Source organism: Cupriavidus sp. GW823-FHT07A04, from assembly GCF_058794615.1.
The window spans coordinates 150,092-174,909 of sequence record NZ_JBXAHA010000007.1 but is presented as its reverse complement, the minus strand read 5'-3'; the positions used below and the strand labels follow the sequence as shown (position 1 = coordinate 174,909).

At 67.7% G+C, this 24,818-nt stretch carries 20 protein-coding genes; 15 read left to right on the top strand and 5 right to left on the bottom strand.

Features of this window, described 5'->3' with window-relative positions; translation table 11 throughout:
• The first annotated feature begins 20 nt into the window (after positions 1 to 20).
• Positions 21 to 2,723, top strand: coding sequence for an alpha-ketoglutarate dehydrogenase (mdeB, locus tag AC1Q7Q_RS14185; protein ID WP_492372879.1), 2,703 nt, complete (start codon positions 21 to 23; stop codon positions 2,721 to 2,723).
• Between the two features lie 49 nt (positions 2,724 to 2,772).
• Here the strand turns inward: mdeB and AC1Q7Q_RS14180 are convergent, their stop codons facing one another.
• Complete coding sequence (locus AC1Q7Q_RS14180; protein ID WP_492372878.1) at positions 2,773 to 3,675, bottom strand: LysR family transcriptional regulator; 903 nt, start codon at positions 3,673 to 3,675, stop codon at positions 2,773 to 2,775.
• A 141-nt stretch (positions 3,676 to 3,816) separates the two neighbouring features.
• On the opposite strand from AC1Q7Q_RS14180, the gene mdlC reads away from it, so the two are divergent.
• The 6 genes from mdlC to AC1Q7Q_RS14150 all read left to right on the top strand — a co-directional run bounded on the left by mdlC (position 3,817) and on the right by AC1Q7Q_RS14150 (position 11,869).
• A complete protein-coding gene (mdlC, locus tag AC1Q7Q_RS14175) occupies positions 3,817 to 5,439 on the top strand; it encodes a benzoylformate decarboxylase (protein ID WP_492372877.1) in 1,623 nt (540 codons plus the stop codon).
• A 219-nt stretch (positions 5,440 to 5,658) separates the two neighbouring features.
• The gene (locus AC1Q7Q_RS14170; protein ID WP_492372876.1) at positions 5,659 to 7,110 is read left to right on the top strand and encodes an aldehyde dehydrogenase; all 1,452 of its coding nucleotides are present in this window, start codon (positions 5,659 to 5,661) and stop codon (positions 7,108 to 7,110) included.
• A 74-nt stretch (positions 7,111 to 7,184) separates the two neighbouring features.
• Entirely contained in the window at positions 7,185 to 8,141 is a 957-nt protein-coding gene (locus tag AC1Q7Q_RS14165; protein ID WP_492372920.1) for a ketopantoate reductase family protein, read from the top strand.
• Positions 8,142 to 8,366: 225 nt separating this feature from the next.
• Positions 8,367 to 9,749, top strand: a complete 1,383-nt coding sequence (locus tag AC1Q7Q_RS14160; protein WP_492372875.1) for an MFS transporter — start codon at positions 8,367 to 8,369, stop codon at positions 9,747 to 9,749.
• Between the two features lie 42 nt (positions 9,750 to 9,791).
• On the top strand, positions 9,792 to 10,919 hold the full coding sequence (locus tag AC1Q7Q_RS14155; RefSeq protein ID WP_492372874.1) for an alpha-hydroxy-acid oxidizing protein: 1,128 nt from the start codon (positions 9,792 to 9,794) through the stop codon (positions 10,917 to 10,919).
• A gap of 95 nt (positions 10,920 to 11,014) precedes the next feature.
• A complete protein-coding gene (locus AC1Q7Q_RS14150; RefSeq protein ID WP_492372873.1) occupies positions 11,015 to 11,869 on the top strand; it encodes an alpha/beta fold hydrolase in 855 nt (284 codons plus the stop codon).
• Here AC1Q7Q_RS14150 and AC1Q7Q_RS14145 read toward each other — a convergent pair.
• Together AC1Q7Q_RS14145 and AC1Q7Q_RS14140 are read right to left on the bottom strand one after the other, a co-directional pair.
• Positions 11,835 to 12,419, bottom strand: a complete 585-nt coding sequence (locus tag AC1Q7Q_RS14145; protein WP_492372872.1) for a DUF934 domain-containing protein — start codon at positions 12,417 to 12,419, stop codon at positions 11,835 to 11,837. The two genes, AC1Q7Q_RS14150 and AC1Q7Q_RS14145, sit on opposite strands and share 35 nt — an antisense overlap.
• Positions 12,412 to 14,151, bottom strand: coding sequence for a nitrite/sulfite reductase (locus AC1Q7Q_RS14140; protein WP_492372919.1), 1,740 nt, complete (start codon positions 14,149 to 14,151; stop codon positions 12,412 to 12,414). Before AC1Q7Q_RS14140 ends, AC1Q7Q_RS14145 begins: the two co-directional genes overlap by 8 nt.
• 276 nt (positions 14,152 to 14,427) lie before the next feature.
• Here AC1Q7Q_RS14140 and AC1Q7Q_RS14135 point away from each other — a divergent pair, with 276 nt between their 5' ends.
• Both AC1Q7Q_RS14135 and AC1Q7Q_RS14130 read left to right on the top strand, forming a co-directional pair.
• Positions 14,428 to 14,646, top strand: a complete 219-nt coding sequence (locus AC1Q7Q_RS14135; protein ID WP_492372871.1) for a ribbon-helix-helix protein, CopG family — start codon at positions 14,428 to 14,430, stop codon at positions 14,644 to 14,646.
• The gene (locus AC1Q7Q_RS14130) at positions 14,640 to 15,008 is read left to right on the top strand and encodes a type II toxin-antitoxin system VapC family toxin (RefSeq protein WP_492372870.1); all 369 of its coding nucleotides are present in this window, start codon (positions 14,640 to 14,642) and stop codon (positions 15,006 to 15,008) included. Before AC1Q7Q_RS14135 ends, AC1Q7Q_RS14130 begins: the two co-directional genes overlap by 7 nt.
• A gap of 78 nt (positions 15,009 to 15,086) precedes the next feature.
• On the opposite strand, the gene AC1Q7Q_RS14125 is transcribed toward AC1Q7Q_RS14130, so the two are convergent.
• Positions 15,087 to 16,079, bottom strand: a complete 993-nt coding sequence (locus AC1Q7Q_RS14125; protein ID WP_492372869.1) for an alpha/beta hydrolase — start codon at positions 16,077 to 16,079, stop codon at positions 15,087 to 15,089.
• A 323-nt stretch (positions 16,080 to 16,402) separates the two neighbouring features.
• On the opposite strand from AC1Q7Q_RS14125, the gene AC1Q7Q_RS14120 reads away from it, so the two are divergent.
• Together AC1Q7Q_RS14120 and AC1Q7Q_RS14115 are read left to right on the top strand one after the other, a co-directional pair.
• On the top strand, positions 16,403 to 17,470 hold the full coding sequence (locus AC1Q7Q_RS14120) for a maleylacetate reductase (protein WP_492372868.1): 1,068 nt from the start codon (positions 16,403 to 16,405) through the stop codon (positions 17,468 to 17,470).
• A 51-nt stretch (positions 17,471 to 17,521) separates the two neighbouring features.
• Positions 17,522 to 18,400 (top strand): NAD(P)-dependent oxidoreductase, encoded by an 879-nt coding sequence (locus AC1Q7Q_RS14115; RefSeq protein WP_416050550.1) that lies wholly within the window; start codon positions 17,522 to 17,524, stop codon positions 18,398 to 18,400.
• 21 nt (positions 18,401 to 18,421) lie between these two features.
• Here AC1Q7Q_RS14115 and AC1Q7Q_RS14110 read toward each other — a convergent pair whose 3' ends face one another.
• Positions 18,422 to 19,336: a LysR family transcriptional regulator gene (locus tag AC1Q7Q_RS14110; RefSeq protein ID WP_492372867.1), complete on the bottom strand. Its 915-nt coding sequence runs from the start codon at positions 19,334 to 19,336 to the stop codon at positions 18,422 to 18,424.
• Positions 19,337 to 19,547: 211 nt separating this feature from the next.
• Between AC1Q7Q_RS14110 and AC1Q7Q_RS14105 the strand changes: the two genes are divergently transcribed.
• The 4 genes from AC1Q7Q_RS14105 to AC1Q7Q_RS14090 all read left to right on the top strand — a co-directional run bounded on the left by AC1Q7Q_RS14105 (position 19,548) and on the right by AC1Q7Q_RS14090 (position 24,726).
• Positions 19,548 to 20,873 (top strand): amidohydrolase family protein, encoded by a 1,326-nt coding sequence (locus AC1Q7Q_RS14105; RefSeq protein WP_492372866.1) that lies wholly within the window; start codon positions 19,548 to 19,550, stop codon positions 20,871 to 20,873.
• Positions 20,874 to 21,303: 430 nt separating this feature from the next.
• The gene (locus tag AC1Q7Q_RS14100) at positions 21,304 to 22,812 is read left to right on the top strand and encodes a sugar ABC transporter ATP-binding protein (protein ID WP_492372865.1); all 1,509 of its coding nucleotides are present in this window, start codon (positions 21,304 to 21,306) and stop codon (positions 22,810 to 22,812) included.
• Complete coding sequence (locus AC1Q7Q_RS14095) at positions 22,805 to 23,761, top strand: ABC transporter permease (protein ID WP_492372864.1); 957 nt, start codon at positions 22,805 to 22,807, stop codon at positions 23,759 to 23,761. Before AC1Q7Q_RS14100 ends, AC1Q7Q_RS14095 begins: the two co-directional genes overlap by 8 nt.
• Positions 23,758 to 24,726: an ABC transporter permease gene (locus tag AC1Q7Q_RS14090; RefSeq protein ID WP_492372863.1), complete on the top strand. Its 969-nt coding sequence runs from the start codon at positions 23,758 to 23,760 to the stop codon at positions 24,724 to 24,726. The genes AC1Q7Q_RS14095 and AC1Q7Q_RS14090 overlap by 4 nt, the downstream gene beginning before the upstream one ends.
• Positions 24,727 to 24,818 lie beyond the last annotated feature (92 nt).

Genomic DNA, 24,818 nt, shown 5'->3' with positions numbered 1-24,818 from the left:
GCCGGCGGGAGCGTATCAAGATGGCATCTCGTGACCGATTCGGTTCCATCCTGGCGAGCGATCCGATTGTGCAGGCGGATCCGCAGGAGTTGCAGGAGTGGTGCGACGCGCTCGATGGCGTGTTGTCGGCCTGGGGCCCGGAGCAGGGCAGGGAGCGCGCCTGCGCCATCCTGGATGCGTTGCTGGCGCATGCTGGCAAGCATCGGTTGCGGTGGCGGCCGGCACAGGTAACGCCGTACCTGAACACGATACCGGTCGAAGCGCAACCGGCCTATCCGGGCGACCTGGCGATGGAGCAGCGCCTGTCGGCGATCCTGCGCTGGAACGCGCTCGCCATGGTGGTGCGCGCCAACCAGGCGCATGGCGAGCTTGGCGGCCACATCGCGAGCTATGCTTCGGCGGCGGATTTGTTCGAGGTGGGCTATCAGCATTTCTTCCGCGGCCCCGATGCCGCGCAAGGCGGGGACCTCGTCTTCTTCCAGCCCCATTCGGCACCCGGGGTCTATGCGCGTGCCTTCCTGGAAGGCCGGCTGGACGAAGCATCGCTTTGCCACTACCGGCAAGAGATCGTTGCCGAAGGCAAGGGGATTCGCGGCCTGAGTTCTTACCCGCATCCCTACCTGATGCCAGACTTCTGGCAGTTCCCCACCGGCTCGATGGGCATCGGCCCGCTCAACGCCATCTACCAGGCGCGTTTCATGCGCTACCTGGAAAACCGGGGCCTGAAAGCGACCAGCGAGCGCCGGGTCTGGGGCTTCTTCGGCGATGGCGAGATGGACGAGCCGGAGTCGATCGCCGCACTGACGCTGGCCGCCCGGGAAAAGCTGGATAACTGCACGTTCGTCATCAACTGCAATCTCCAGCGCCTGGACGGGCCGGTGCGCGGCAACGGGCGCATTGTCGATGAGCTCGAGGCCTTGTTCGCGGGCGCGGGATGGCATGTCGTCAAGTGCTTGTGGGGGTCGGAGTGGGACGCGCTGCTGGCGCGTGACCACGATCACGCCATCAGCCGCGCGTTCGCGCAGACCGTGGATGGCGAATTCCAGACGCTCTCGGCCAACGATGGCGCGTTCAACCGCGAGAACTTCTTCAGCAAGACCCCGGCGCTGCGCTCGCTGGTGGCGCATCTCTCCAACGACGAGATCGACGGCCTGCGCCGGGGCGGGCATGACCCGGCGAAGATCCATGCGGCATTTGCCGAAGCCGCCAGGCGCAATGGGCGTCCCTGCGTGGTGCTGGCCAAGACCATGAAAGGCTACGGCATGGGCGCCATCGCGCAAGGCCGGATGACCACGCACCAGCAAAAGAAGCTCGGCCCGGAGGATCTGCTCGCGTTCAGGGACCGTTTCCAGTTGCCGCTGACCGACGAACAGGTGGCCCAGGCCGCGTTCTACCGCCCGGCGCAGGACAGCCCCGAGATTCGCTACCTGCAAGCCAGGCGCGCCGCCCTCGGCGGCTATCTTCCCGCGCGCCATCCCGGCGCCGGGCCGCTGCCGGTGCCCGGGCTGGACAAGACCGCCGCGTTCGCCCTGCATGCCGATGGCAAGGCCATGAGCTCCACCATGGCCCTGGTACGGTATATGGGCGCCTTGCTCAAGGATCCCGTGCTGGGCCCGCGGATCGTCCCGATCGTCGCCGACGAAGCGCGGACGTTCGGCATGGCGAACCTGTTCCGCCAGGTCGGCATCTACGCGCCATTCGGCCAGCTTTACCAGCCGGAGGATTCGGCCTCGATGCTGTCGTACCGGGAAGTCAAGGATGGCCAGATCCTGGAGGAGGGCATCACGGAGGCCGGCGCGCTGTCCTCGTGGACCGCGGCGGCCACCAGTTACGCCACGCACGGCACCACCATGCTGCCGTTCTATATTTACTACAGCATGTTCGGCTTCCAGCGCGTGGGCGACCTGATCTGGGCGGCGGCCGACCAGCGCGCACGCGGGTTCCTGATCGGCGCCACCTCGGGACGTACCACCCTGGGGGGCGAGGGCCTGCAGCACCAGGACGGCACGAGCCACCTGGCGGCTTCGACCATTCCCAACTGCCGCGCCTACGATCCGGCCTTCGCGGGGGAGCTGGCGGTCATCGTCGACCACGGCATGCGGCGCATGGTCAGCGAACAGGCCGACGAGTTCTACTATGTCACCGTCACCAATGAAAGCGTCGAGAATCCGAGCCTGCCGGCCCAAGCGCACGAAGGCGTGGTGCGGGGCATGTACCTGCTGCGGCGCGGCGCGGCGTTCGAGCACCGCGTGCAGTTGTTCGGCAGCGGGGCCATCATGGGCGAAGTCCTGAAGGCAGCGCGCCAGCTCGAGCAGGTGCATGGCATTGCCGCCGATGTCTGGAGCGTGACCAGCTACATCGAGCTGGCGCGTGAAGGGGTGGAGCGCGAACGCCTGTGGCGCCATGGCGAGGTTCCGGCCATCGATAGCTGGTTCGGGCGGCAGCTCGGGGCGGGCAGCGGCCCGATTGTCGCGGCCACCGACTATGTGCGCGCGCTGCCGGAGCTGGTGCGTGCCTTTGTCCCGCCGGGGCGGCGCTATGTGACGCTGGGCACCGATGGCTTCGGACGCAGCGATTCGCGGGCTGCGTTGCGGCGCTATTTCGAGGTCGATGCCGCGGCCATCGTCCAGGCCAGCCTGGCGGCGATGGCGGAGATCGTGGCCGATGAGATGGCTTGCGAAAGAAGGCACCTGGCCGAGGTGATTTCCCTGGCGTCGATCTAGCTGGCGACCGGTCGCCGGCTCTCATGCCGGCAGCCATCATCAACCCTCATCAAGCCGCGGTCAGCTGGCGTAGTGCTTCCAGCAGCTTGACCGCGGGGCCGGGCAGGATGCCCTGGCGCCGCCGGAAGGCCGTCAGCGTACGCGTGCCGACCCCGCCGGGAATGTCCAGAATGTCGATCACGCCGGCCTTGCGCTCGGCCTCGACCATCGGCTCGGCCATCCAGCTCAGAAAGCCGGATTGCGCGACCAGGCTCTTCAGCGCGGTCACCGAACGCGTCTCCACGACGATGTTCGGCAGGCCCAGGCCCTGCGCCGCAAACACCTGCCGCATGTGCTCGAACGGCCCGGTGCCCCGGGGCGGGATGGCCCATTGCTGGTCAAGGGTATCGGCCAGGGTCAGTGCCGGCTTGCGCCGCAGCGGGTGGCCCGGCGCCGCCACCACGTAGCTGCTGTCCGCCCACCGGCAGTCGGCAATGGCCTCGATCTCGTCGGTGTCCGGCGCGCAGATGCTGAGCGCCAGGTCGATCTCATGCCGGATCAGGCTTTGCGCCAGCCGGTCCCACACGCCCTCCGTAATCTCCACGCGCAGGTTCGGCCACGCCTTGGTGACCCGGCCAACCGCCAGCGGCAGCACCAGGCTGGCGATGCTGCCCACCGCGCCCACCTTGATGGTGCCCTTGGCCAGGCCGCGCATGGCATCGATCTCCTCGCGCGCGTGCTCGGCCTCGCGCTGCAGCAGCGTGGCATGGGGGAGCAGGGCGCTGCCCACCGCGGTGAGCTGCATGCCCTTGGCGTGCCGCTCGAACAGCGGTGCGCCAAGCTCGTCCTCCAGCCGCTTGATGGTGCGGCTTAGTGCGGGCTGGGTCACGTGCAGCGCGTCGGCGGCCCGGCCCAGGCTGCCGCTGGCGACGATGGTGGTGAAGGCCTTGAGTTGGCGCAGATCGAAAGTCATGTGCAAAAGTAATGCCTTTTGACCAAGAAGGCAATATTCAATTAAGGGTCGGGCTCGCATACTTTGGGCTACTTTGCACACCAAGCACGCGCCGGCCTTGGGCCAGGCGTTCCACCGAATGCATCGACGGGAGAGATTTGCATGACCGGTAGCACGACAACCGTGGCGGGCGCCGCGCGCAACGCAACCAGCACAGCCAGCACCGTGCGCGACGCCGTGATCGACCTGCTGCGCCAGCTTGGCATCACTTCGGTGTTTGCCAATCCCGGCTCGACCGAGTTGCCGATGTTCCGGGATTTCCCCGCCGATTTCCGCTACGTGCTCGGGCTGCAGGAGGCGGTGGTGGTAGGCATGGCCGATGGTTTTGCGCAGGCCAGCCGTAATGCGTCGCTGGTCAACCTGCATTCGGCGGCTGGCGTCGGCAACGCCATGGGCAATATCTTCACCGCGTTCAAGAACCGCACGCCGATGATCGTCACGGCGGGCCAGCAGGCGCGCTCGATCCTGCCGTTCGATCCCTTCCTGTCGTCTGCCCAGGCCACCGAGCTGGCCAAGCCCTACGTCAAGTGGAGCATCGAGCCGGCGCGCGCCGCGGATGTGCCGCTGGCCATCGCACGTGCCTATTACGTGGCGATGCAGGAGCCGCGCGGCCCCGTGCTGGTCTCGATCCCGGTGGACGACTGGGACCAGCCGGCGGAGCGGGTGGCCGCGCGCACGGTGAGCCATACGGTGCGGCCGGACCCGGAGGCGATTGCGCGCGTTGGCGTGGCGCTGGATGCCTGCGAGCGGCCTGCCTTTGTCGTCGGTGGGCAGGTCGACCGCGCCGGCGCATGGGACGACGTGGTGCGCCTGGCCGAGACGCACAATGCGCGCGTCTATGTGGCGCCGATGTCCGGGCGCTGCGCGTTCCCGGAAGACCATCGCCTGTTCGCCGGTTTCCTGCCCGCCATGCGCGAGAAGATCGTCGGCCTGCTGGGCGGGCACGACCTGATCCTGGTGCTGGGCGCGCCGGCCTTTACCTACCATGTGGAAGGCGCTGGCCCCCACGTGCCGGAGGGCACCACGCTGTATCAGTTGATCGACGATCCCGCCATCGCGGCCTGGACGCCGGTGGGCGCATCGGTGGTGGGCAATATCCGGCTCGGCGTGCTTGACCTGCTGGCGCGGCCCGCGCCCAGGGCGCGCCCGTTGCCTGCCCCGCGCCCGCCGCGCCCGCATGCCGAACCGACGCGGCTGATGTCCACCGCCTATGTGCTCCAGACCCTGGCCGAGGTGCGCGACGCGGCCGACATCGTGGTGGAAGAAGCGCCCAGCGCGCGTCCCGTCATGCAGGGCTACCTGCCGTTCACGCAAAGCGGCACCTTCTACACCATGGACAGCGGCGGCCTGGGCTACGGCATGCCCGCAGCCGTTGGCGTGGCGCTGGCGCGGCCGGGGGCACGCGTCATCGCGCTGATCGGCGACGGCTCCAGCATGTACTCGATCCAGGCCATCTGGAGCGCGGTCCAGCTCCAGCTGCCGATCACCTTCGTGATCCTCAACAACGCGCGCTACGCCGCACTGCAGGACTTCGCGCCGGAATTTGGCTTTGCCCCGGCCGATCCGGTGCAGGGCACGGACCTGCCAGGGATCGATTTCGTGGCGCTGGCCAAGGGGATGGGTTGCGAAGGCGTGCGGGTGCGCGACGCTGAGCGATTGCGCGATGCCCTGGCCGACGCGTTGCGCTCGCCAACGGCGATGCTGGTGGAGGTTGAGGTGGCATGAGTACTGAGGCAAAGGCCGAAGCCAACAGGATGCGCCAGCGCCGTCTGCAATGACGACGGCCGTTACTCCCTCTCCCCTCATGGGGAGAGGGCTGGGGAGAGGGGCGGTTTGGCTAGGAGCCACTCGAAGCGAAGCCAATGGTTTCTTCCGCGTACAGAAATCCCTCCCGCAAGCGCAGAGCGAAGCAAACCGCAGGCAAGCAAAACAAAGGAGACAAGAATGCAGAAGATTTCGTTGCTGATCGACGGCCAACAACGCCAGGCAGGCAACGGCGCCACCTTCGCGCGCCGCAATCCCCTGGACGGCGAGGTAGCCACGATTGCCCCGGCCGCGACGCTCGCCGATGCGCTGTCGGCGGTGGACGCCGCCGCGGCGGCCTTCGACGCCTGGGCCGCCATCGGCCCGAGCGAGCGCCGCGCGCTGCTGACCAAGGCTGCGCATGCGCTGGAAGCCCGCAGCGAAGCCTTTGCTGCCGCGATGGCCGCCGAGACCGGCGCCTCCGCCATGTGGGCCGGCTTCAACGTGCACCTGGCCGCGGCCGGCCTGCTTGAAGCGGCCAGCCTGACCACGCAGATCCATGGCGAGGTCATTCCGTCGGACGTGCCGGGCAGCCTGGCCATGGGCGTGCGCCAGCCGGCCGGTGTGGTCCTCGGCATGGCGCCCTGGAACGCCCCGGTCATCCTGGCCGTGCGCGCCATCGCCTTGCCGCTGGCCTGCGGCAATACCGTCGTGCTGAAGGGGTCGGAGATCTGCCCGGCCACGCACGGGTTGATCATCGAAGCCATGCAGGAGGCCGGCCTGCCCAGGGGCGTGGTGAACTTCGTCACCAATGCGCCGGCCGATGCGGGCGAACTGGTGGAAGCCATGATCGCCCATCCGGCGGTACGGCGCGTGAACTTCACCGGCTCCACGCGCGTGGGCAAGGTCATCGCCGCTAGCTGTGCCAGGCACTTGAAGCCGGTGGTGCTCGAGCTCGGCGGCAAGGCCCCGTTGCTGGTGCTGGAGGATGCCGATATCGATGCCGCCGTCGCTGGCACCGCCTTTGGCGCGTTTGCCAATTCCGGCCAGATCTGCATGTCGACCGAGCGCATCATCGTCGACAACAAGATCGCCGACGCCTTTGTCGCGCAATTGGCGGCCAAGGCCAGCGCGCTGCCGCTGGGCGATCCGCGCAAGGGGCCGGTGGTGCTGGGCTCCGTGGTCGACATGAGCACCGTTGCGCGCTGCAACTCGTTGATCGACGATGCCTTGGCCAAGGGCGCGAAGCTGTTGTGCGGCGGCAAGGCGGACAGCACCCTGATGCCGGCCACGCTGCTCGATCACGTCACGCCGCGGATGCGGATCTACGCGGAAGAGTCGTTCGGCCCGGTCAAGCCCATCGTGCGCGTCAGCGGCGACGCCGAGGCCATCGCCTGCGCCAACGACAACGAGTACGGGCTGTCGTCGGCCGTGTTCAGCCGCGATGTGGCGCGGGCCATGAACGTGGCCAGGCGCATTCAATCCGGCATCTGCCATATCAATGGCCCGACGGTGCACGACGAGGCGCAGATGCCGTTCGGTGGCGTGAAGAGCAGCGGCTTTGGCCACTTTGGCGGGCAGGCCGGCATTGCCGAGTTCACCGACCTGCGCTGGGTCACCGTGCAGACGACGCCGCGCCACTACCCGTTCTAGGCCGCAGGCGGCCGGGTTGCCGCCACGCCCAGACAACGCTATCCAACCAGCGCCGGACCGCGGCGACGCCTATGATCAGAATCGCAATTCTCGGGGCCGGGGCCATGGGCTCGCTGTTTGGCGCACGCCTTGCCCAAGCAGGCCATATCGTCACTTTGATCGATATCAACGACGCGCATCTCGATGCGATCCGCCGCTTCGGCCTGCGCCTGCAGACCGATGAGGCGGACCGGCGGGTCCACGGCATGCGGGCGGTGCGCCCGGAACAGGCGGATGCCATCCCCGATCTGCTGATCGTCTTCACCAAATCCATGCATACGCGCGCCGCGATGACGGGCGTGCGCCACCTGCTGGGGCCGGATACGATTGTGCTGACGTTGCAAAACGGCCTGGGCAGCGTCGATGCGATTTCCGAATTCGTGCCGGCGCAGCGGCTCCTGATTGGCGTCACCACATGGCCGGCCGACCTGGCTGGCCCCGGGCACGTGCATTCGCACGGCGAGGGGGGAATCCGGATGATGAGCGCCGATGGCGTGGACCGGCCCGCCGTGGCGGTGACGGCGGCGGCGCTGGAGCGCGCCGGGCTGCACTGCCACGCCGATGCGGATGTGTGGGCCGCGATCTGGGAGAAGGTGGCATTCAACGCCGCGCTGAACCCGCTGTGCGCGGTCACTGGCAGCACCGTGGACCAGTTGGGCAACATCCCGGATGGCACGGCGCTCGCCTTGTCCGTGGTGGCCGAGGTGCTGGCCGTGGCCAGGAGTCATGGCGTGGCTGTCGATGCGGACAAGGTCGGCGCCAACGTGTTGCACGCCATCGGCCACCACATCGGCCACAAGCCTTCCATGCTGCAGGACATCCTTGCCGCCCGGCGCACCGAGATCGATGCGATCAACGGCGCCGTGGTGGCCGCGGCGCGGCGCCACGGGGTGCCGGTGCCGTGCACCGAGAGCCTGCTGCAACTCGTCCGGCTGATCGAAGCCCGGGCGGCAAACGGCGGGCAGGGCGCCAGCCCGCTCCGGCAGCACTGAGCCACGGCACGCCGTGGCCTCAAGACGCAAGACGCAAGACGCAAGACGCAAGACGCAAGACGCAATACATAAAAGCGCTGGCCCCGGCCAAAGCGCCCATCGACAGGAGACACGCATGAATACGTATCTGTTCCGCGCCATTGCCGCGCGCCGCATTTCCATCGCTCGGCGCAAGCGCCGTCTTGCCACGATCCCGGCCGGCGCGCATCGTCACGGAGCACCAGCATGAGCGCGAACCTGCTGCAAGCCGGCACGCCCGTCGACGTGGGCAGCGTGCTCGATGATGGCCCTTACACGACCATGCAGAAGATCGTCGTGATGCTGGCGGCGCTGTCCATCGTGATGGACGGCTTCGATGGCCAGTTGATCGGCTTCGCGATTCCCGTGCTGATCAAGGAGTGGGGCATCACCCGCAGCGCCTTCGCGCCCGCGGTGGCGGCCGGGCTGGTGGGCATGGGCATCGGCAGCGCGTGCGCGGGCCTGTTGGCGGATCGCTTCGGGCGCAGGTGGGCCGTGATCGGCAGCGTCTTCCTGTTCGGCGCGGCCACCTGCGCCATCGGCTTGGCCCCGGACACGACGACGATCGCCGTGCTGCGCCTGATCGCCGGGCTTGGCATCGGCGGCGCTTTGCCAAGCTCCACCACCATGACGGCCGAGTTCACCCCGGCACGCAGCCGCACGCTGGCGGTGACGGCCACCATCGTCTGCGTGCCGCTGGGCGGCATGCTGGCCGGCCTGTTCGCCAGCGTGGTCCTGCCGGCCTATGGCTGGCGCGGCTTGTTCTTTATCGGCGGCGCGCTGCCGCTGGGCCTGGGCGTGCTGTTGATGCTGGTTCTGCCCGAGTCGCCGCGGTTCCTGGTGCGCCGAGCGCACCGGTGGGACGAACTGCGCCGGCTGCTCGGCCGCATGTCCAGGCCGCTGCCGGCGGATGCGGTCTTCACCGACCTGGCCGAGCGCGGCGCGGAGAGCCGCAAGGGCTTCGGCGCGCTGTTCGCGCCCGGGCAGGCGCGCGACACGCTGGCGATCTGGTGCGCCTTCTTCATGTGCCTGCTGGCCGTCTACAGCGCCTTTAGCTGGCTGCCGACCATGCTGGCGTCGGAGGGGTTGAACGTGGCGGTCGCGGGTTCCGGCCTGACCGCCTACAACCTCGGCGGCGTCATCGGCGCGCTGTGCTGCGCGGTTGCCATCGCGCGCTTCGGCTCGCGCTGGCCGCTGGCGATCTGTTGCGCCGGCGGGGCGGCCAGCGCGCTGTTGCTGCAAGGCGTGGATGTTCGCCACAGTACGGGGTTGCTGATCGTTGGCCTGGGCGTGCACGGCATGTTCGTCAATGCGGTCCAGTCGACCATGTACGCGCTGTGTGCCTTCGTGTACCCCACGGCAGTGCGGGCCACCGGCACGGCCTCGGCGCTGGCCTTTGGCCGTCTCGGGGCCATCCTCAGCGCCTTCGCGGGCGCGGCGGTGATCACCGCGGGCGGCGCATCGTCCTACCTCGGCATGCTCGGCGCGGCGATGGCCGCCGTGCTGGTGGCGCTGCTTGCGGTCAAGGGCCATATCCCGAAGCTGGCGCGTTCGCCGGCCAGCGGTGACGCGGTCCTCGCACGTTCCTGAGGCCCGGGCTCCATGCAAGCTCCCCGGCATACGGCATACGGCATGACGTCGCTCCTCAATCTCGACGCGTACCGGCGCCTGGCGCAACGCCGGCTGCCCCGCATCGTGTTCGACTACATCGAAGGCGGCGCGGATGACGAATCCGGGATCCGGCGTAATCGCGATGCGCTCGATGCCCTGTTGCTGGATCCGGCGCGCCTGACCGATGTGAGCGCGCGGGACCTGTCGGTCACCCTGGCAGGCGCGCGCAGCGAGGCGCCGCTGGTCGTCGCGCCCATGGGACTGAACGGCGCCTGCCGGCCCGATGGTGACGTGATGCTCGCGCGCGCCGCCGCGCGCGCCGGCATTCCGTTCACGCTGTCCACCGCGTCCAACGTGGCGCTGGCGGAGGTGGCGCGGCGTGCCGGCGGCAGGCTGTGGTTCCAGCTTTATGTGGTGCAGCGCGAGCACGCCCGCGCGCTGGTCAAGGGCGCGTTGTCCGCCGGCTATGAGGCCCTGGTGCTGACCACGGACGTGACCGTGAACGGGCGGCGCGAGCGCGACCTGCGCAACGGCTTCGCCGTGCCGTACCGGCTGACGCCGGGCATCGTGGCGGATGCGGCGCGGCACCCCGCGTGGACGATCCGGCAATGCCGCCATGGCTTGCCGACGCTGCCTAACGTGGATGGCGGCGCCGGTGCCGGCGCCCAGGCTGCCTTGCTCCAGCGCCGCATGGATGCCAGCTTCTCCTGGGACGACCTCGCCGCGCTGCGCGACATGTGGCCGCGCAAGCTATACGTCAAGGGCATCCTGAATGCCCGCGACGCCGCGCGCTGCGTGGCGCTCGGCGTGGACGGCGTCATCGTGTCGAATCATGGCGGCCGGCAACTCGCGGATCTTGCGGCGCCGGTGTCCGTCTTGCCCGAGGTGGTGGCGGCCGTCGGCGGCGGCGAGGCGCTGGTGGACAGCGGCTTTCGCAACGGCCGGGATGTCGTCAAGGCGCTGGCGCTAGGGGCACGCGCCGTCATGCTCGGCAGGCCCTTGCTCTACGGCCTTGCCGCGCGTGGCGAGGCCGGCGTGGACGAGGTGCTGGCCATGTTCGTGGCCGATATCGACCGGACCCTGGCGCTGCTTGGTTGCCCGGACGTCGTCTCGCTTGGCCGGGGCCGGTACATCCGGAATTCGCTATGATCCGGGGTCGGAGCCGTCTTTCGCGCGGCCGGCATCCCCAGGTGCGCCGAGGCAGATCGCCGCGCCCGGAGGCCAGACGGCGCGCGCCTATGCCAATGACCTGGATAAACTTCAAAACGCCTGTCGCTTCCGCCCAACCCGAAGCGCAGGCGGCCGCCCTGTCGCAACAATCCGAACGGATCGTCACCGATGCCGATGGCTGCCGCATGGTCTGGCGCCGCTTTGGCGAGGGGCAACCCGTGGTCCTGCTGCATGGCGGGCACGGCAGCTGGCTGCACTGGGTGCGCAATATCGAAGCGCTGGCCGCGTACCGCACGGTGTGGGCACCGGACATGCCGGGGTTTGGCGAGTCGGACGATATCGCCAGCGATCTTTCGGTGATGACCGGCACGCTTGTCAAGGGCATCAGGCAGTTGCCCGGCTGCGACAAGGCGCTCAGCCTGGTCGGCTTCTCCTTCGGCGGGCTGGTGGCCGCCAACGTGGCCGCGTCGCTCGGCACCGTGCGCCGGCTGGCGCTGATGGGCTCAGGCGGCCATGGCGGCATCCGCCGCCAGCAGCGCGCGCTGGTGGACTGGCGCAAGGCCGGGGACGCCGAGGCCCTGGCGGTGGCGATGCGCTACAACCTGGAAGCGTTCATGATGGCCGACCCGGCCAAGATCGATGCCATGGCCATGTACGCGCACACCGAGTCATGCCGCCTCACGCGCTTTCGCAGCAAGACCATCTCCCGCTCCGGCGACCTGCGCGGCGCGCTGGACCGCTTCGGCGGCGAGGTGCTGCTGGCCTGGGGCGAGCACGACGTCACGGCGGATCCTGTCCCGGCCATCGCGGCAATGACCCAGGACAGCCCGCGCCGCGAAGGCCGCGTCATTGCCAACGCGGGCCACTGGGTCCAGTACGAGGCCCACGAGCCAGTCAACGCATTGCTGGACGGCTGGTTGCCGAAATAGCCGGCGCGGCCGCCGCGGGGTACGTTTTCTGGTAGTGCACCGTGAACGTCCCTAGCGCCGCCAGCGCGGCCTGCGGGTCGTGGCTCGGCTTGACGGCGAAGGCATCGAAGCCGCAACGCGCCATGTAGTGCACGGTATCGATCATCACGTCGCCTACCGCGCGCAGCTCGCCGCCCCAGCCATATTGCGTGCGCAGCATCTGCGCCAGCGAATAGCCGCGCCCGTCGGTATAAACCGGGAAGTCGATCGCCAGGTGCGCGATGCCAGTGGGGTCGATGGTGGCGGAGCCCGCCTCAAGCAGGTCTTCAGGGTCCGCATCCGGGCCGAGGTACACGGCCACCGGGTGGCGGCGCAGGCGCAGGGCATCGCGGGCTGCCCGCCATGTGGCAAGGGTGACCAGCCAGCCGTTTTCGTCCGGCGGCAGCGCGTGCGTTGCCGATGCCGATGCCGGCGCGTTCTCGTCCGGCACGAAGGCGCGCCAGATGTCCGCTTCCAGCTGGCCGTTGCGAATCACATTGTTCAGCGGTGGCAATGATTGGAGATCAGGCACGGGCTTGCTCCGCTTGCTGCCGCCGCGCGACGATTCTCGGGTCCTGGTAGACCGCCTGCTTGAAGGGCTCCGGGCCAACCCGCTCCACCACGTCGATAAACCGCTCCGCCTCGCTGTCGCGCAGGGACAGGTAGGTATCGATCAGCAGCGCCACCACATCCGGGATTTCATCGCGCGCGAACGACGGGCCGATGATGCGGCCGATCGCCGCGCCGCCGCCCTTGTGCTGATCCAGCAACGCATGGCCGGCCGCGCCGTTCTGGCGCCCGCCGATGGTTACCTGGTACCACTCCTCGCCAGCCTTGTCCACGCCAAGGATGCCGATGTGGCCCACGTGATGGTGCCCGCAGGAGTTGATGCAGCCGGAGATGTTCAGGTCCAGCTCGCCGATCTCGAACAGATAGTCCAGGTCGTCGAAGCGGCGCTGGATGGCCTCGGCCAGCGGAATCGACACCGCGTTGGCCAGCGAGCAGAAATCCCCGCCCGGGCAGGCAATGATGTTGGTGAGCAGGCCGATGTTGGCGGTGGCCAGGTTCAGCGCGTCCAGCGCCTGCCAGAGCGCAAACAGCGCGCCCCGGCGCACGTCGGCCAGGATCAGGTTCTGCTCGTGCGAGACCCGCAGCTCGCCAAAGCCGAAGCGCTCCGCCAGGTCCGCCACCGCATCCATCTGGTCGGCGGTGATGTCGCCGGGCGGCATGCCGGTGGCCTTCAGCGAGACGGTCACGGCGGCGTAGCCGGGCACGCGATGCGCATGCACATTGCTGCGCAGCCAGCGGGCAAAGCGCGGATGCGCCGCCGCCAGTTCGGGATCCGGGCCGGCCTCGTGCGCCGCCGCGGGATCATGGTCCGGCATGGTGAAGCGGCCCGCCACGCCGGCCACGAAGTCCGCGCTGACCGTGTCCGGGCCGCCGCGGATCCGCTGCCATTGCTCGTCCACCTGTTGCGCGAACACGCCCGGCGTCAGGTCCTTGACCAGGATCTTGATGCGCGCCTTGTACTTGTTGTCGCGCCGGCCGTGCAGGTTGTAGACGCGCAGCGTGGCCTGCAGGTAGGTGAGCAGGTCGGACCAGTGCACGAAGGCGTTGATCAGCTTGCCGACCATGGGCGTGCGGCCCATGCCGCCGCCCACCCACACGCGGAAGCCAAGCTCGCCATCGCGCTCCACGGCCTGCAGGCCGATATCGTGCACGCCCACCGCAGCGCGGTCCGTGGTGGCGCCGCTCACCGCGATCTTGAACTTGCGCGGCAGGAAGGCAAACTCGGGATGCAGCATCGACCACTGGCGGATGATCTCGCACCACACCAGGGGGTTCACGATCTCATCCGGCGCCAGCCCGGCGAAGTGGTCGGTGGTGGTGTTGCGGATGCAATTGCCGCTGGTCTGGATGGCGTGCATCTGCACGGTCGCCAGCTCCGCCAGGATAGCGGGCGCGTCCTCCAGGCGCGGCCAGTTGAACTGCATGTTCTGCCGCGTGCTGAAGTGCCCGTAGCCGCGGTCAAAGCGGCGCGCTATCTCGGCCAGCTTGCGCAGTTGCCGCGACACCAGCATGCCGTAGGGGATCGCCACGCGCAGCATGGGCGCATGCCGCTGGATGTAGAGGCCGTTCTGCAGCCGCAGCACGCGGAACTCGTCCTCGGTGAGCTGGCCGTTGAGAAACCGTTCGGTCTGGCCGCTGAACTGCGCAACGCGCTGGTCGACCAGTTGCTGGTCGACGGTGTCATACACATACATGAAGCACTTCCAGGTGTGCCGTGCGGGGAGGGGGGAGATCGCCCCGCCGGCGAGGGGCTTGTGGGTAGCCATGAGGCTAGCGCCCCTTGCGCGCGCCGAACAGGAGCAGAAGAGGCCTGTTCGCGCCGGAGCAGATGCCTTGCCGGTCGCGAAGCCCTGCGCGCCAGCCCGGTTTCCAGCGCCACCGTGTTCCGGTCCGGTTCGCCGTGCTGGTCCCTTGCTGTTCCAAATTGGTTGATATACGATGCGTATATCAGATATCGTTATGGGTTCATCATGAGTCGCATCCTGGTCGACCTTACGGAAGACCAGCTCCAAGAGCTGGCAGCCATTGTCGAGGCAGAAAAGCGTCCTCGGGCGGTAGTCATTCGCGAGGCAATTCAAGCGTATATAGCGCAGCGCAAGCCTGGGCTGGCCTCTGACACCTTCGGGCTTTGGAAGCACCGCGAGGTGGATGGCCTTGCGTATCAGGAAAAGCTGCGGGAGGCGTGGTGAACGCGCTCTTCGACACCAACATCCTGATCGACCACTTGAACGGAATCGAAGAGGCCATGATCGAGATGCGCCGCTACGCGTCAAGGGCGATCAGTGTCATCACCTGGATGGAGGTGATGGCCGGCGCAACAGCTGAAGAAGAGCAGACATTGCGCGCGTGGCTCAATGGGTTCCGGCTGATTGCAGTCGATGATGCGGTTTCCTCTCGCGCAGTCCAGATTCGAAACACCGCTCGAATCAAGCTGCCTGACTCGATTATCTGGGCGTCCGCGCAGGCGTATTCCATGTTGCTGGTCACACGCAATACCAAAGTCTTCTCAGCCAGCGAGCCTGGTGTGCGGATTCCCTATCAACTCAAATGAGCGAGAGCACTAGAGCGAGAGCACTACCGTCGCCGCCAGCCGTTTTTTTCTCCTCGCGGCCCGGCGCTGCCGTGCCAGTCATCTCCCGGCCAAGCCATCCAGCCGCTCCACGGCCTGCACCGCTGCCGCGCGGGCGGCCGGTGACACCGTGAGCATGATGTGGCCGGTGCCCGGCACCAGCGTGACCGGAATATCCGGGCGGCCCGCATCGGTGAACACCTGTGCAAACCTGGCGGCGACAAACACTTCATCGTCCTGCCCGGCCAGTACCGCTGCCGGCTTGTGGATCTCGCGAATATCGCGCTGGTAGTCCTCATCGGGCTGGAAATTCGTCGCCAGCGCATAGGAATAGGACGGCGTCAGTTCGGCGCGCGGTGCGTCGTTGATGGCAAAGGCCAGTACCGGCAAGTGGTTGAAGGCGGTGATGCCGATCCGGTTCAGCAGCGTGAGCGCGATCACGCGCGGCACGCCGACCGAGACCCAGCCGCCGGCATCGGGGCGGAACGTGGGCGCGCGGCGGTTCATATAGGGCGCCATGAACAGGTAGTTGTCGAACAGGGCCTGGCGCGCGCCACCGGCCACGCGCAGCGCAAAGCCGCCGCCCGATGAGAATCCCACCAGCGTCTTCGGGCCGGCGGGCTGAACGGCGCTCACAGAGTCTTCCAGGTCGTCATCGAGCTGCCCGATGTAGGCGATGTCGCCACGCGGGCCGGAGGCCCCGTGGCCGCGCATATCCAGGGCGTAGGCCGTGAAGCCGGCCTGCGCGAAGCTCTGTGCAAGCGGATGCATGCTCTGGCTGTTGGCCGAGGAGCCATGCACCAATACCACGCTGCCCCGGCTGGGCAGGCCGCCGGCGGGGGGGTAGCGGCGATAGGTAAGCTGCGCGCCATCGCGTGCCGCGTAATGGGCGGGGGCCGCCAGCGCAGAGAAATCCACGTCCTTGAACGGATCGCTGATGCTCAGCATCGGCTTTGGCCGGGTCGGGCCACCTGCGGCCAGTGCCGCGGCAAGGGCCACGAGCACCACGGAGAGAATGGCGGAGACGGCGAGCGTGGCGGTTCGGAGTTTCACGGTATTCGCTTTGCGCAAGGGGTGGAATGGTGGAATAGCGGAAGGGACCGCGCTGGCAGGACAGATTCGAAAAGTGCGCTAGTCTAGCCCGGAAGCTAGCACTGAATCCGGCACCGAGCGACATCCGTTCGTGCAAGGCGTGGATTCTTCCGCATGCGTCAAGAGTGTTTTCCCATCCCGGCATTTCTTTCCGCCCGGCGGAAGGCTAACGTGCACTGGCGCGTCCGCTGGCGGTGGTTTATGGCTGTGCAAGGCCACAAGCGCCGGGCAAGACACACGACAAGCGGGCACAGAACCTGATCCTTGCGGAGGAAGACAAAGCCATGCCAACGTCATTTTTATACGTGGCCCAGCCCACGCGCGTGCTGTTTGGCGCGGGCACCCTGAGCCAGGTGGGGCAGGAACTGGAGCGGCTGGGCGCCAGGCGGGCGCTGGTGCTGTGCACGCCCAACCAGGCCGAAGACGCAACGCGGCTGTCCGACGCGCTCGGGCCGTTGTCCGCCGGCATCTATCCTGGCGCGGTGATGCACGTGCCGGTGGAATCCGCCCGCGCGGCGATTGCGCACGCGCAGGACGTGGGCGCGGATTGCATGATCGCCCTTGGCGGCGGATCGACCACAGGGCTGGGCAAAGCCATCGCGCTGACCTCCGGCCTGCCGATCCTGGCGATTCCCACCACCTACGCCGGGTCCGAGATGACGCCGATCTACGGCCTCACCGACGCCGGCCTGAAGAAAACCGGCCGCGACCCGCGCGTGCTGCCGCGCACCGTGATCTACGATCCCGCGCTGACCGTGGGCCTGCCGGTGGCATTGAGCGTGACCAGCGGCCTGAACGCCATCGCCCACGCCGCCGAGGGGCTGTACGCCGAGGATGCCAACCCGGTGACGTCGCTGATGGCGCAGGAGGGCATCCGGGCGCTGGCCAGCGGTATTCCCCGCGTGTTCGCTGCGCCCACCGACCTGGATGCCCGCGCCGATTGCCTCTACGGCGCATGGCTGTGCGGCACCGTGCTGGGCAGCGTCGGCATGGCGCTGCACCACAAGCTGTGCCATACGCTGGGCGGCAGTTTCAACCTGCCCCATGCCGAGACGCACACGGCGGTGCTGCCGCACGCCATGGCCTATAACGCCTTGGCCGCGCCGGATGCCATGGTACGGATCCGCCGGGCCATGGGCGGCGAAGGCATCTCCGCCGCCGCCGCGCTTTACGACCTGGCCGCCCGCCACGGCGCGGCCACAGCGCTGCGCGATATCGGCATGAAGGCCGAGGACCTGGACCGCGCCGCGGATATCGCCTTGGCCAACCCGTACTGGAATCCGCGCCCGATCGAGCGCGCGCCGATTCGCGAATTGCTGCAGGCCGCCTTTGAAGGCGTGCGCCCCGACTGAGCGGGCCAGCAAACACAAAACACACAACACACACCGCACCGGAGACAAACAATGCAAATCGGCTTTATTGGAATCGGCAAGATGGGCTTGCCCATGGGGCGTCACCTGGCCGCCGCCGGGCACGCTGTCGAAGGCTTCGACCTGTCGCCCGCTGTGCTGGAAGCCGCGCGCCAGGCCGGGCTGAAGACGACCGGCTCGCTCGCGCAGGCAACCGCCGGCAAGGACGTTGTGTTCAGCTCGCTGCCGCACGATGCGGCCTTCGAGGCCGTGGGCGCGCAAGTGGCGGAGCTGGCCGCGCCCGGCACGCTGTATATCGATACCAGCACGGTGTCGCCGCAAGCATCCGCCCGCGTGGCCGCCTTGCTGGCGCAGCGCAACATCCCGTACCTGCGCGTGACGGTATCCGGCAACAACAAGATGGCCGAGGCGGCGCAGCTGACCGCGCTGGTATCCGGCCCGGCGGCCGCCTATGCAGTGGCCAAGCCGCTGCTGGCCGCGCTCGGGCCGGCCCAGTTCTACCTGGGCGAAGCCGAGCAAGCGCGCCTGATGAAGCTGGTGGTGAACCTGATGATCGGCCTGACCTCCGGCATGCTGGCCGAAGCGCTGGCACTTGGCGCCAAGGGTGGCCTCAAATGGCAGGACATGTGGTCCGTGATCACCGCCAGCGCAGTGGCCGCGCCCATCGTCAAGGCCAAGTCCGCGCAACTGGTGGAGAACGACTACACGCCCACCTTCACCGTGGACCAGATGCTCAAGGACGTGGGTTTGATCCTGGATGCGGGCGCCGACCTGCGCGTGCCGCTGTCGCTTACCGCGCTGCTGGGCCAGATGCTGCAGGGCGCCGCCGCGCAAGGCATGGCCGGCGACGACTACGCCGCGGTGATCAAGTCCGCGCGGCTCGCCGCCGGGCTGCCCAGCGTCAACGGCTAGGCAGGGCGCTTAAGCGCACCGTCACGACGTCCACTTGCGCTCGTAGTCCATGCGCTCGAAGTGCGCCACCAGGTAGTCGATGAACAGGCGCACCTTGGCGGCCAGGTAGCGCCGGCTCTGGAAGGCGATGTTGATGGTGAGCCGGGGCAGGTCCCAGTCGTCCAGCACCGGGATCAGCCGGCCCGCCACGATATCGTCGTAGACGATGTACTTGGGCTGCACCAGGATGCCCAGGCCTTCCAGCGCGGCCGCGCGGATCACCTGTCCGTCGTTGGACTCCAGCTTGCTGCGCACCGTGACCGTCTTCTCCTCTGCATTGCGGGTGAAGGCCAGCTCGTGCGGCCGGTTGGCGTACGAGTAGATCAGCATGTGGTGGCGCAGCAGGTCGTCGACTTCGCGCGGCGTGCCCATGCGGTCCAGGTAGCGCGGCGAGGCGGCCAGGACGCGGCGCGTCTCGGCCAGCCGGCGCACGGTCAGGCCGGAATCCGGCTCGAACTCCCGCGTGCGGATGGCCAGGTCGATGCCACTGTCCATGATGTCGTAGTAGCGGTTGGCCGCAAGGATGTTCACGTCCACCTTGGGATAGAGGCTGGTGAAATCCGGCAGCAGCGGCGCGAGGTGCTTCATGGAAAACGACAGCGATGCGGTGACCGTCAGCGTGCCGCCCGGCTCCAGCACATTGGCGTTGACCGCGGCTTCCGCCTCCTTCATTTCCGTCAGCACGCCCTTGCAGCGCCGGAAAAACTCGTGTCCCACATCGGTCAGGTAAAGACGGCGCGTATTGCGCTCGATCAGCCGCGCCGATAGCCGCTGCTCCAGCGAGGTGAGGTAGCGGCTTGCCGCCGCGTTGGAAATGTCCAGGCTCTCGGCGGCCTTGCTGATGCTGCCCAGCTCCGCGATCTGGACGAAGAGTTCGAATTCGGTCCAACGGTCCATGCCTTGTCTCCCCGTGTGTGCCTTGGTCCGCCGCACGAGCTGTTTTGATTCTCTCGCCTGGCGGAAAGAAGATTTCCTTATCCGTCGTTTTTTTCCATTTGCCGGCAGTATAGAGTTTGTTCCAGCGCCTGTCAGGCATGACAGGATGCCTGCAAAACCCAGAGCGGCGCGCCGGCCACAGGCAGCGCCGCCAGGCAACGGAGACACACCCATGATCCTGGTACGCGGGGCCACTCTGGTCACCATGGAACCCGCCCTCGGCGAGTTCACCGGCGACCTGCTGATCGACGGCGAGCGCATTGCCGCCATCGCACCGCATCTCGAAGCGCACGGCGCCGAGCTGATCGACGCGCGCGGCTTCATCGTCGCTCCAGGCTTTGTCAACGCGCATATGCACACCTGGCAGACCGCGCTGCGCGGCGTTGCCTCGGGCTGGACGCTGACCGAGTATTTCCGGCAGATGCATGCCGGGCTGGCCACGCGCTTCACGCCCGATGACATCGGCATCGCCACGCTCGTCGGCGCCTGGAACCAGCTCGATTGCGGTACCACCACGCTGGTGGACTGGTGCCACAACAACCCCACGCCGGCGCACAGCGACGCCGCGCTGGACGCGCTGGAGCATGCTGGCATCCGCGCCGCGTTCCTGCACGGCTCGCCCAAGCCAGACCCCAAGCCCGGCGCGCTGCCGTTCTGGGAAATGCCGCACCCGCGCAGCGAGGTGGAACGCCTGTCCAGGCGGCTGCAAGGCTCGTCCTTGCTAAGCCTCGGCCTGGCCATCCTCGGCCCGCATTACTCGACGCTGGAAGTCGCGCTGCACGATTTCGTGCTGGCGCGGGAATTTGGCCTGCTGGCCAGCATGCACCAGGGTGGCGGCAGCGCCCGCACGCCGCAGGGGTGGGAGCGGCTGGAGCAGGCCGGGCTGCTTGGTCCCCATATCAACATCGTGCACGGCAACAACCTCACGGATGCGCAGCTGGCGCGCTTCGTCGGGCTGGGCATGAGCTTCTCCGTCACGCCGGAGAACGAACTGACACAGGGCCATGGTTTTCCCATCACCGGCCGGCTGACGCGCCTGGGCGCGGCACCATCGCTCGGCGTGGACCTGGAATCGGGTTTGTCCGGCGAGATGTTCATCGCTGCGCGCATGGCGCTGGGCATCCAGCGCGCGCTGGACCATGCCGAGTACCGCCAGCAGCACGGCGAGATCGCTCCCGCGCACGCGGTGAGCTGCCGCGATGCGCTGGACTGGATCACGCTGGCCGGCGCGCGGATGCTCGGCATGCAAGACCGCATCGGCTCGCTGGCCGTGGGCAAGCAGGCCGACCTGGTGATGATCGACGCCCGCAAGCTCAACATGATGCCGCTGCACGACCCGGTGAGCGCCATCGTGATGCAGGCCAGCCTGGCCAATATCGACAGCGTGTTCGTGGCAGGCAAGGCGCGCAAGCGCCACGGCCGGCTGCTGGTGGACGGGCTGCCGGGCAAGCTTGAGGCGCTGCGCGCGTCGGGCGAACGCCTGGCGGCGGGGCGGTGAGCGAGAGGGGAGCCAACCAGCGGCAAGATCAACCACGGCGATGCGAAGCGAGCCGTGTAGGTGTTCAGAGGCCGTATGGGGCGCCTCGGGATTCGGCGAAAAGAGCGGAAAAGAGGGACCCATGTCTGAGTATCGCCTTAAGGCGATGCGAGTTTGGGTCCCGGCCGCTCTTTTCGTCGAAGCCCGAGGAGGTAATCGCCCCATCCGGCGCGCCTTCTTTGCCTACTTTCTTGGCAAGACAAGAAAGTAGGTCGCTGCCCCGCAGGGGTGGTGAAACTGCAGTTGCCTTTGCCGTCATCAACGTGCCGCCAGCGCCAGGAAACCACCAACAATACCAACGATACCAACGATAAGAAGGAGACCACATGCATCGACAACCCGCCCCGCACGGCATCGGCATCAGCGCCGGCAAGATCTTCAGGCCCGCATCATGAACGCAATCACCGAAATCACGCCGCTGTTCGAGATGCGCGGCATCTGCAAGAACTTCCCCGGCGTGAAGGCGCTGGACGATGTGTCGTTCGCCATCTACCCCGGCGAGGTGCATATGCTGCTGGGCGAGAACGGCGCCGGCAAGTCGTCGCTGATGAAGGTGCTGTGCGGCGTCTACGTGGCCGATGCCGGCGAGTTCTATCACGACGGCAGCCCGGTGGCGATCGCTAGCCCGGCCGATACCATGCGCCTCGGCATCGCGGTGATCTTCCAGGAGTTCTCGCTGGTGCCTTACCTGGACATCGCGCAGAACATTTTCCTGGGTCGCGAGCCGCGCGGGCGTATTCCCGGCTCCGTCGACACCGCCAGGATGCACGCCGAAGCGCGCCGCATCCTCGATATCCTGGGCATGGAGGTGAGCACCCGCACGCCGGTGCATGCGCTGGGCGTGGCCCAGCAGCAGATGGTGGAGATCGCCAAGGCGCTGTCGCAGAACGCGCGCATCCTGGTGCTGGACGAGCCCACCGCGGCGCTGTCCGACCGCGAGACCGAGAAGCTGTTCGCCGTGATCGCGCGGCTCAAGGCCGATGGCGTGTCGATGATCTATATCTCGCACCGCATGGCGGAGGTCTTTGCGCTGGGCGACCGTATCACCATCCTGCGCGACGGCCGCAAGGTAGGTGCCTGCCTGCCCGGCGACGCCACCCCGGACGAGCTGGTGGCGCGCATGGTCGGGCGCAAGGTCGACATGAGCTACAGCCGCGAGCGCAGCGCGCAACTGGGCGAAGTGGCGCTGGATGTGCGCAACGTCAGCGCGGACAGCGGCATCGCGGATATCAACCTGCAGGTGCGCGCCGGCGAGATCGTGGGCCTGGCCGGGCTGGTGGGCTCGGGCCGCAGCGAGGTGGCGCGCGCCGTGTTTGGCGCGGACCCGATCCAGCAGGGCGAAATCCACATCTTTGGCAAGCGTCTGGCCGGCGGCCCGGACCGCGCCCGTGAGCTGGGTGCCGCGCTGATTCCGGAAAGCCGAAAATCGGAGGGGCTGGCGCTGATCCGCACGGTGCGCGACAACCTGCTGCTGGCCGGCTTGCGGCGCGCGTTTCCCGCGCGCTGGTATCGCGCAGACAAGGCCGAGGCGCTGGCCGAGCGCGAGATCGCGCGGCTGCGCATTGCCACGCCAGACGGCAACCAGCTGGCGCAGTTTCTCTCCGGGGGCAACCAGCAAAAGATCGTGATCGGCAAATGGCTGGTTGCCGAAGCGAAGCTGTTTATCTTCGACGAGCCCACGCGCGGCATCGACGTCGGCGCCAAGGCCGAGATCTTTGCCCTGATCGACAGCCTGGTGAAGCAGGGTGCCGGCGTGCTGCTGATCAGCTCCGAACTGCCGGAGATCATCAATGTCTGCGACCGCACTTATGTCATGCGCGGCGGGCGCATCGCCGGCGAAGTCGCTCACGCCGAGATGACCGAAGAACGCATTCTGCAACTGGGGATGAACGATGCTTGATACCAACGCACTACCGCGGCCGCTCGGCCTGTCCATCGGCAAGGTGCCCGGATCGGTCTGGGTGCTGCTGCTGCTTTCGCTGGGCTTCAGCGCGACGGGCTCGGGCTTCCTGAGCGTGGAGAACCTGCTGAACATCGGCGCGCAATCCACGATCTTGCTGCTGATCGCCTTGCCGATGACGCTGATCATCATGACCGAAGGGCTGGACCTGTCGATGGGCGCCGTGCTGACCTTGTGCGGCGTGGTGCTGGCGATGGTGATGGTAGCCACGGAATCGCTGCCCCTGGCCTTGGGCGCGGCGCTGCTTACCGGGCTGGCGTTCGGCCTGCTCAACGGCGCGCTGGTGTCGTGGCTGGAGATCCCGCCGTTCGTGGCCACGCTCGGCACGCTGGGCGTCGCGCAGGGGCTGGCGCTGGTGGCCACCGATGGCCAGAGCGTGACCGGCATCGGCGAGGCGATTCCGCTGATCTACGCCGGGCAACTGCTGGGCGTGCCGCTCCCGATCTGGATCGCGGTGGTGTTTTACGGGCTGTTCCACTGGCTGCTCTACCACACCCGCTTTGGCGCCTATGTGTTCGCGCTGGGTGGCAACCGCGAGGCGCTCAAGTTTTCCGGCGTGCGCATCAATGTCTATCTGATCGCCGTCTATGCGCTGGGCGGGCTGATGGCCGGCGTGGCCGCGCTGCTGCTCACGGCGCGCATGAATGCCGGGCACCCCACGGCGGCCATCGGGCTGGAGTTCGATGCCATCGCCGCGGTGGCGGTGGGCGGCACCACCTTCGACCGCGGCAACGGCTGGCTGCCCGGCACGGTGCTGGGGGTGCTGGCGGTGGGCGTGCTGCGCAACGGGCTCAACCTGGTGGGCGTGCAGTCGTCGGTGCAGGTGGCGGCCATCGGGCTGCTGGTGCTGGTGGTGCTGCTGATCGAATCGTTCAAGGGGAAAGCATGAACACGGCGACTCTGTTCCCGCCACTCTCGGCGGATGCCCGCTCGTTTGCCTACCGGCTGTTCGCGCTGGGCTTGCTGTGCCTGCTGCTCGCGGTGGCGTCGGACGCGTTCCTGACGCTGGGCAACATCCTCAACGTGCTGCGCCAGGCCAGCCTGCTGTTCCTGCTGGCGTCGGGCGTGACGCTGGTGATCCTGACCGGCGGGCTGGACTTGTCGGTGGGCGCCAACGTGGCCATGTCGGCCTGCGTGGCGGCCACCGTGATGAAGGCCACCGGCTCCACCATGCTCGGCGTGGGCGCGGGGCTGGGCACCGGCGCGCTGATCGGGCTGGCCAACGGCCTGCTGGTGGCCATGCTGCGCATCCCGCCATTCATTGCCACCTACGGCATGTTGTGGGTGCTGCACGGCGTCACCTACTGGTTCATGGCGGGCGAGACCATCCACGGCTTCCCGCCGGCGTTTCGGGCGATCGGCAGCGGCTACCTGTGGGGCGTGCCCATTCCGGTTTACCTGATGCTGGCGTTCCTGGTGGCGGGCACCGCCATGTCGCAGAAGACCACCTATGGCCAGGAGATCTACGCCATCGGCGCCAATCCCGTCGCGGCCAGGCTCTCCGGCGTGCCGGTCAAGCGGCGGCTGGTGCTGGTGTACCTGGTGAGCGGCGCCATGGCCGGCATCGCCAGCCTGGTGTTCCTGGCGCGGCTCAACTCGGCCGAAGGCGACATTGGCGAGGCGCTGACGCTGCCCGCCATCGCCGCGGTGCTGATCGGCGGCACCTCGCTGTTCGGCGGCGTGGGCCGGGTCTCCGGCACGCTGGTCGGCGCCATCATCCTCACGCTGGTGCTCAACGGCATGAACCTGCTCACCGTCAGCGCCAACTGGCAGCCGCTGGTGACGGGCGTGATCGTGGTGCTGGCGGTATTCCTGGATACGCTGTCGCGCAAGCGGCTGGGCGTGAAGTCTTAGCTCGACGTCGCCAATCAGGGTCGTCAAACAAGGCCGTCAAACAAGGCCGTCAAACAAGGCCGTCAATTGAGGTGGCAGCTTTTCATTAAAGA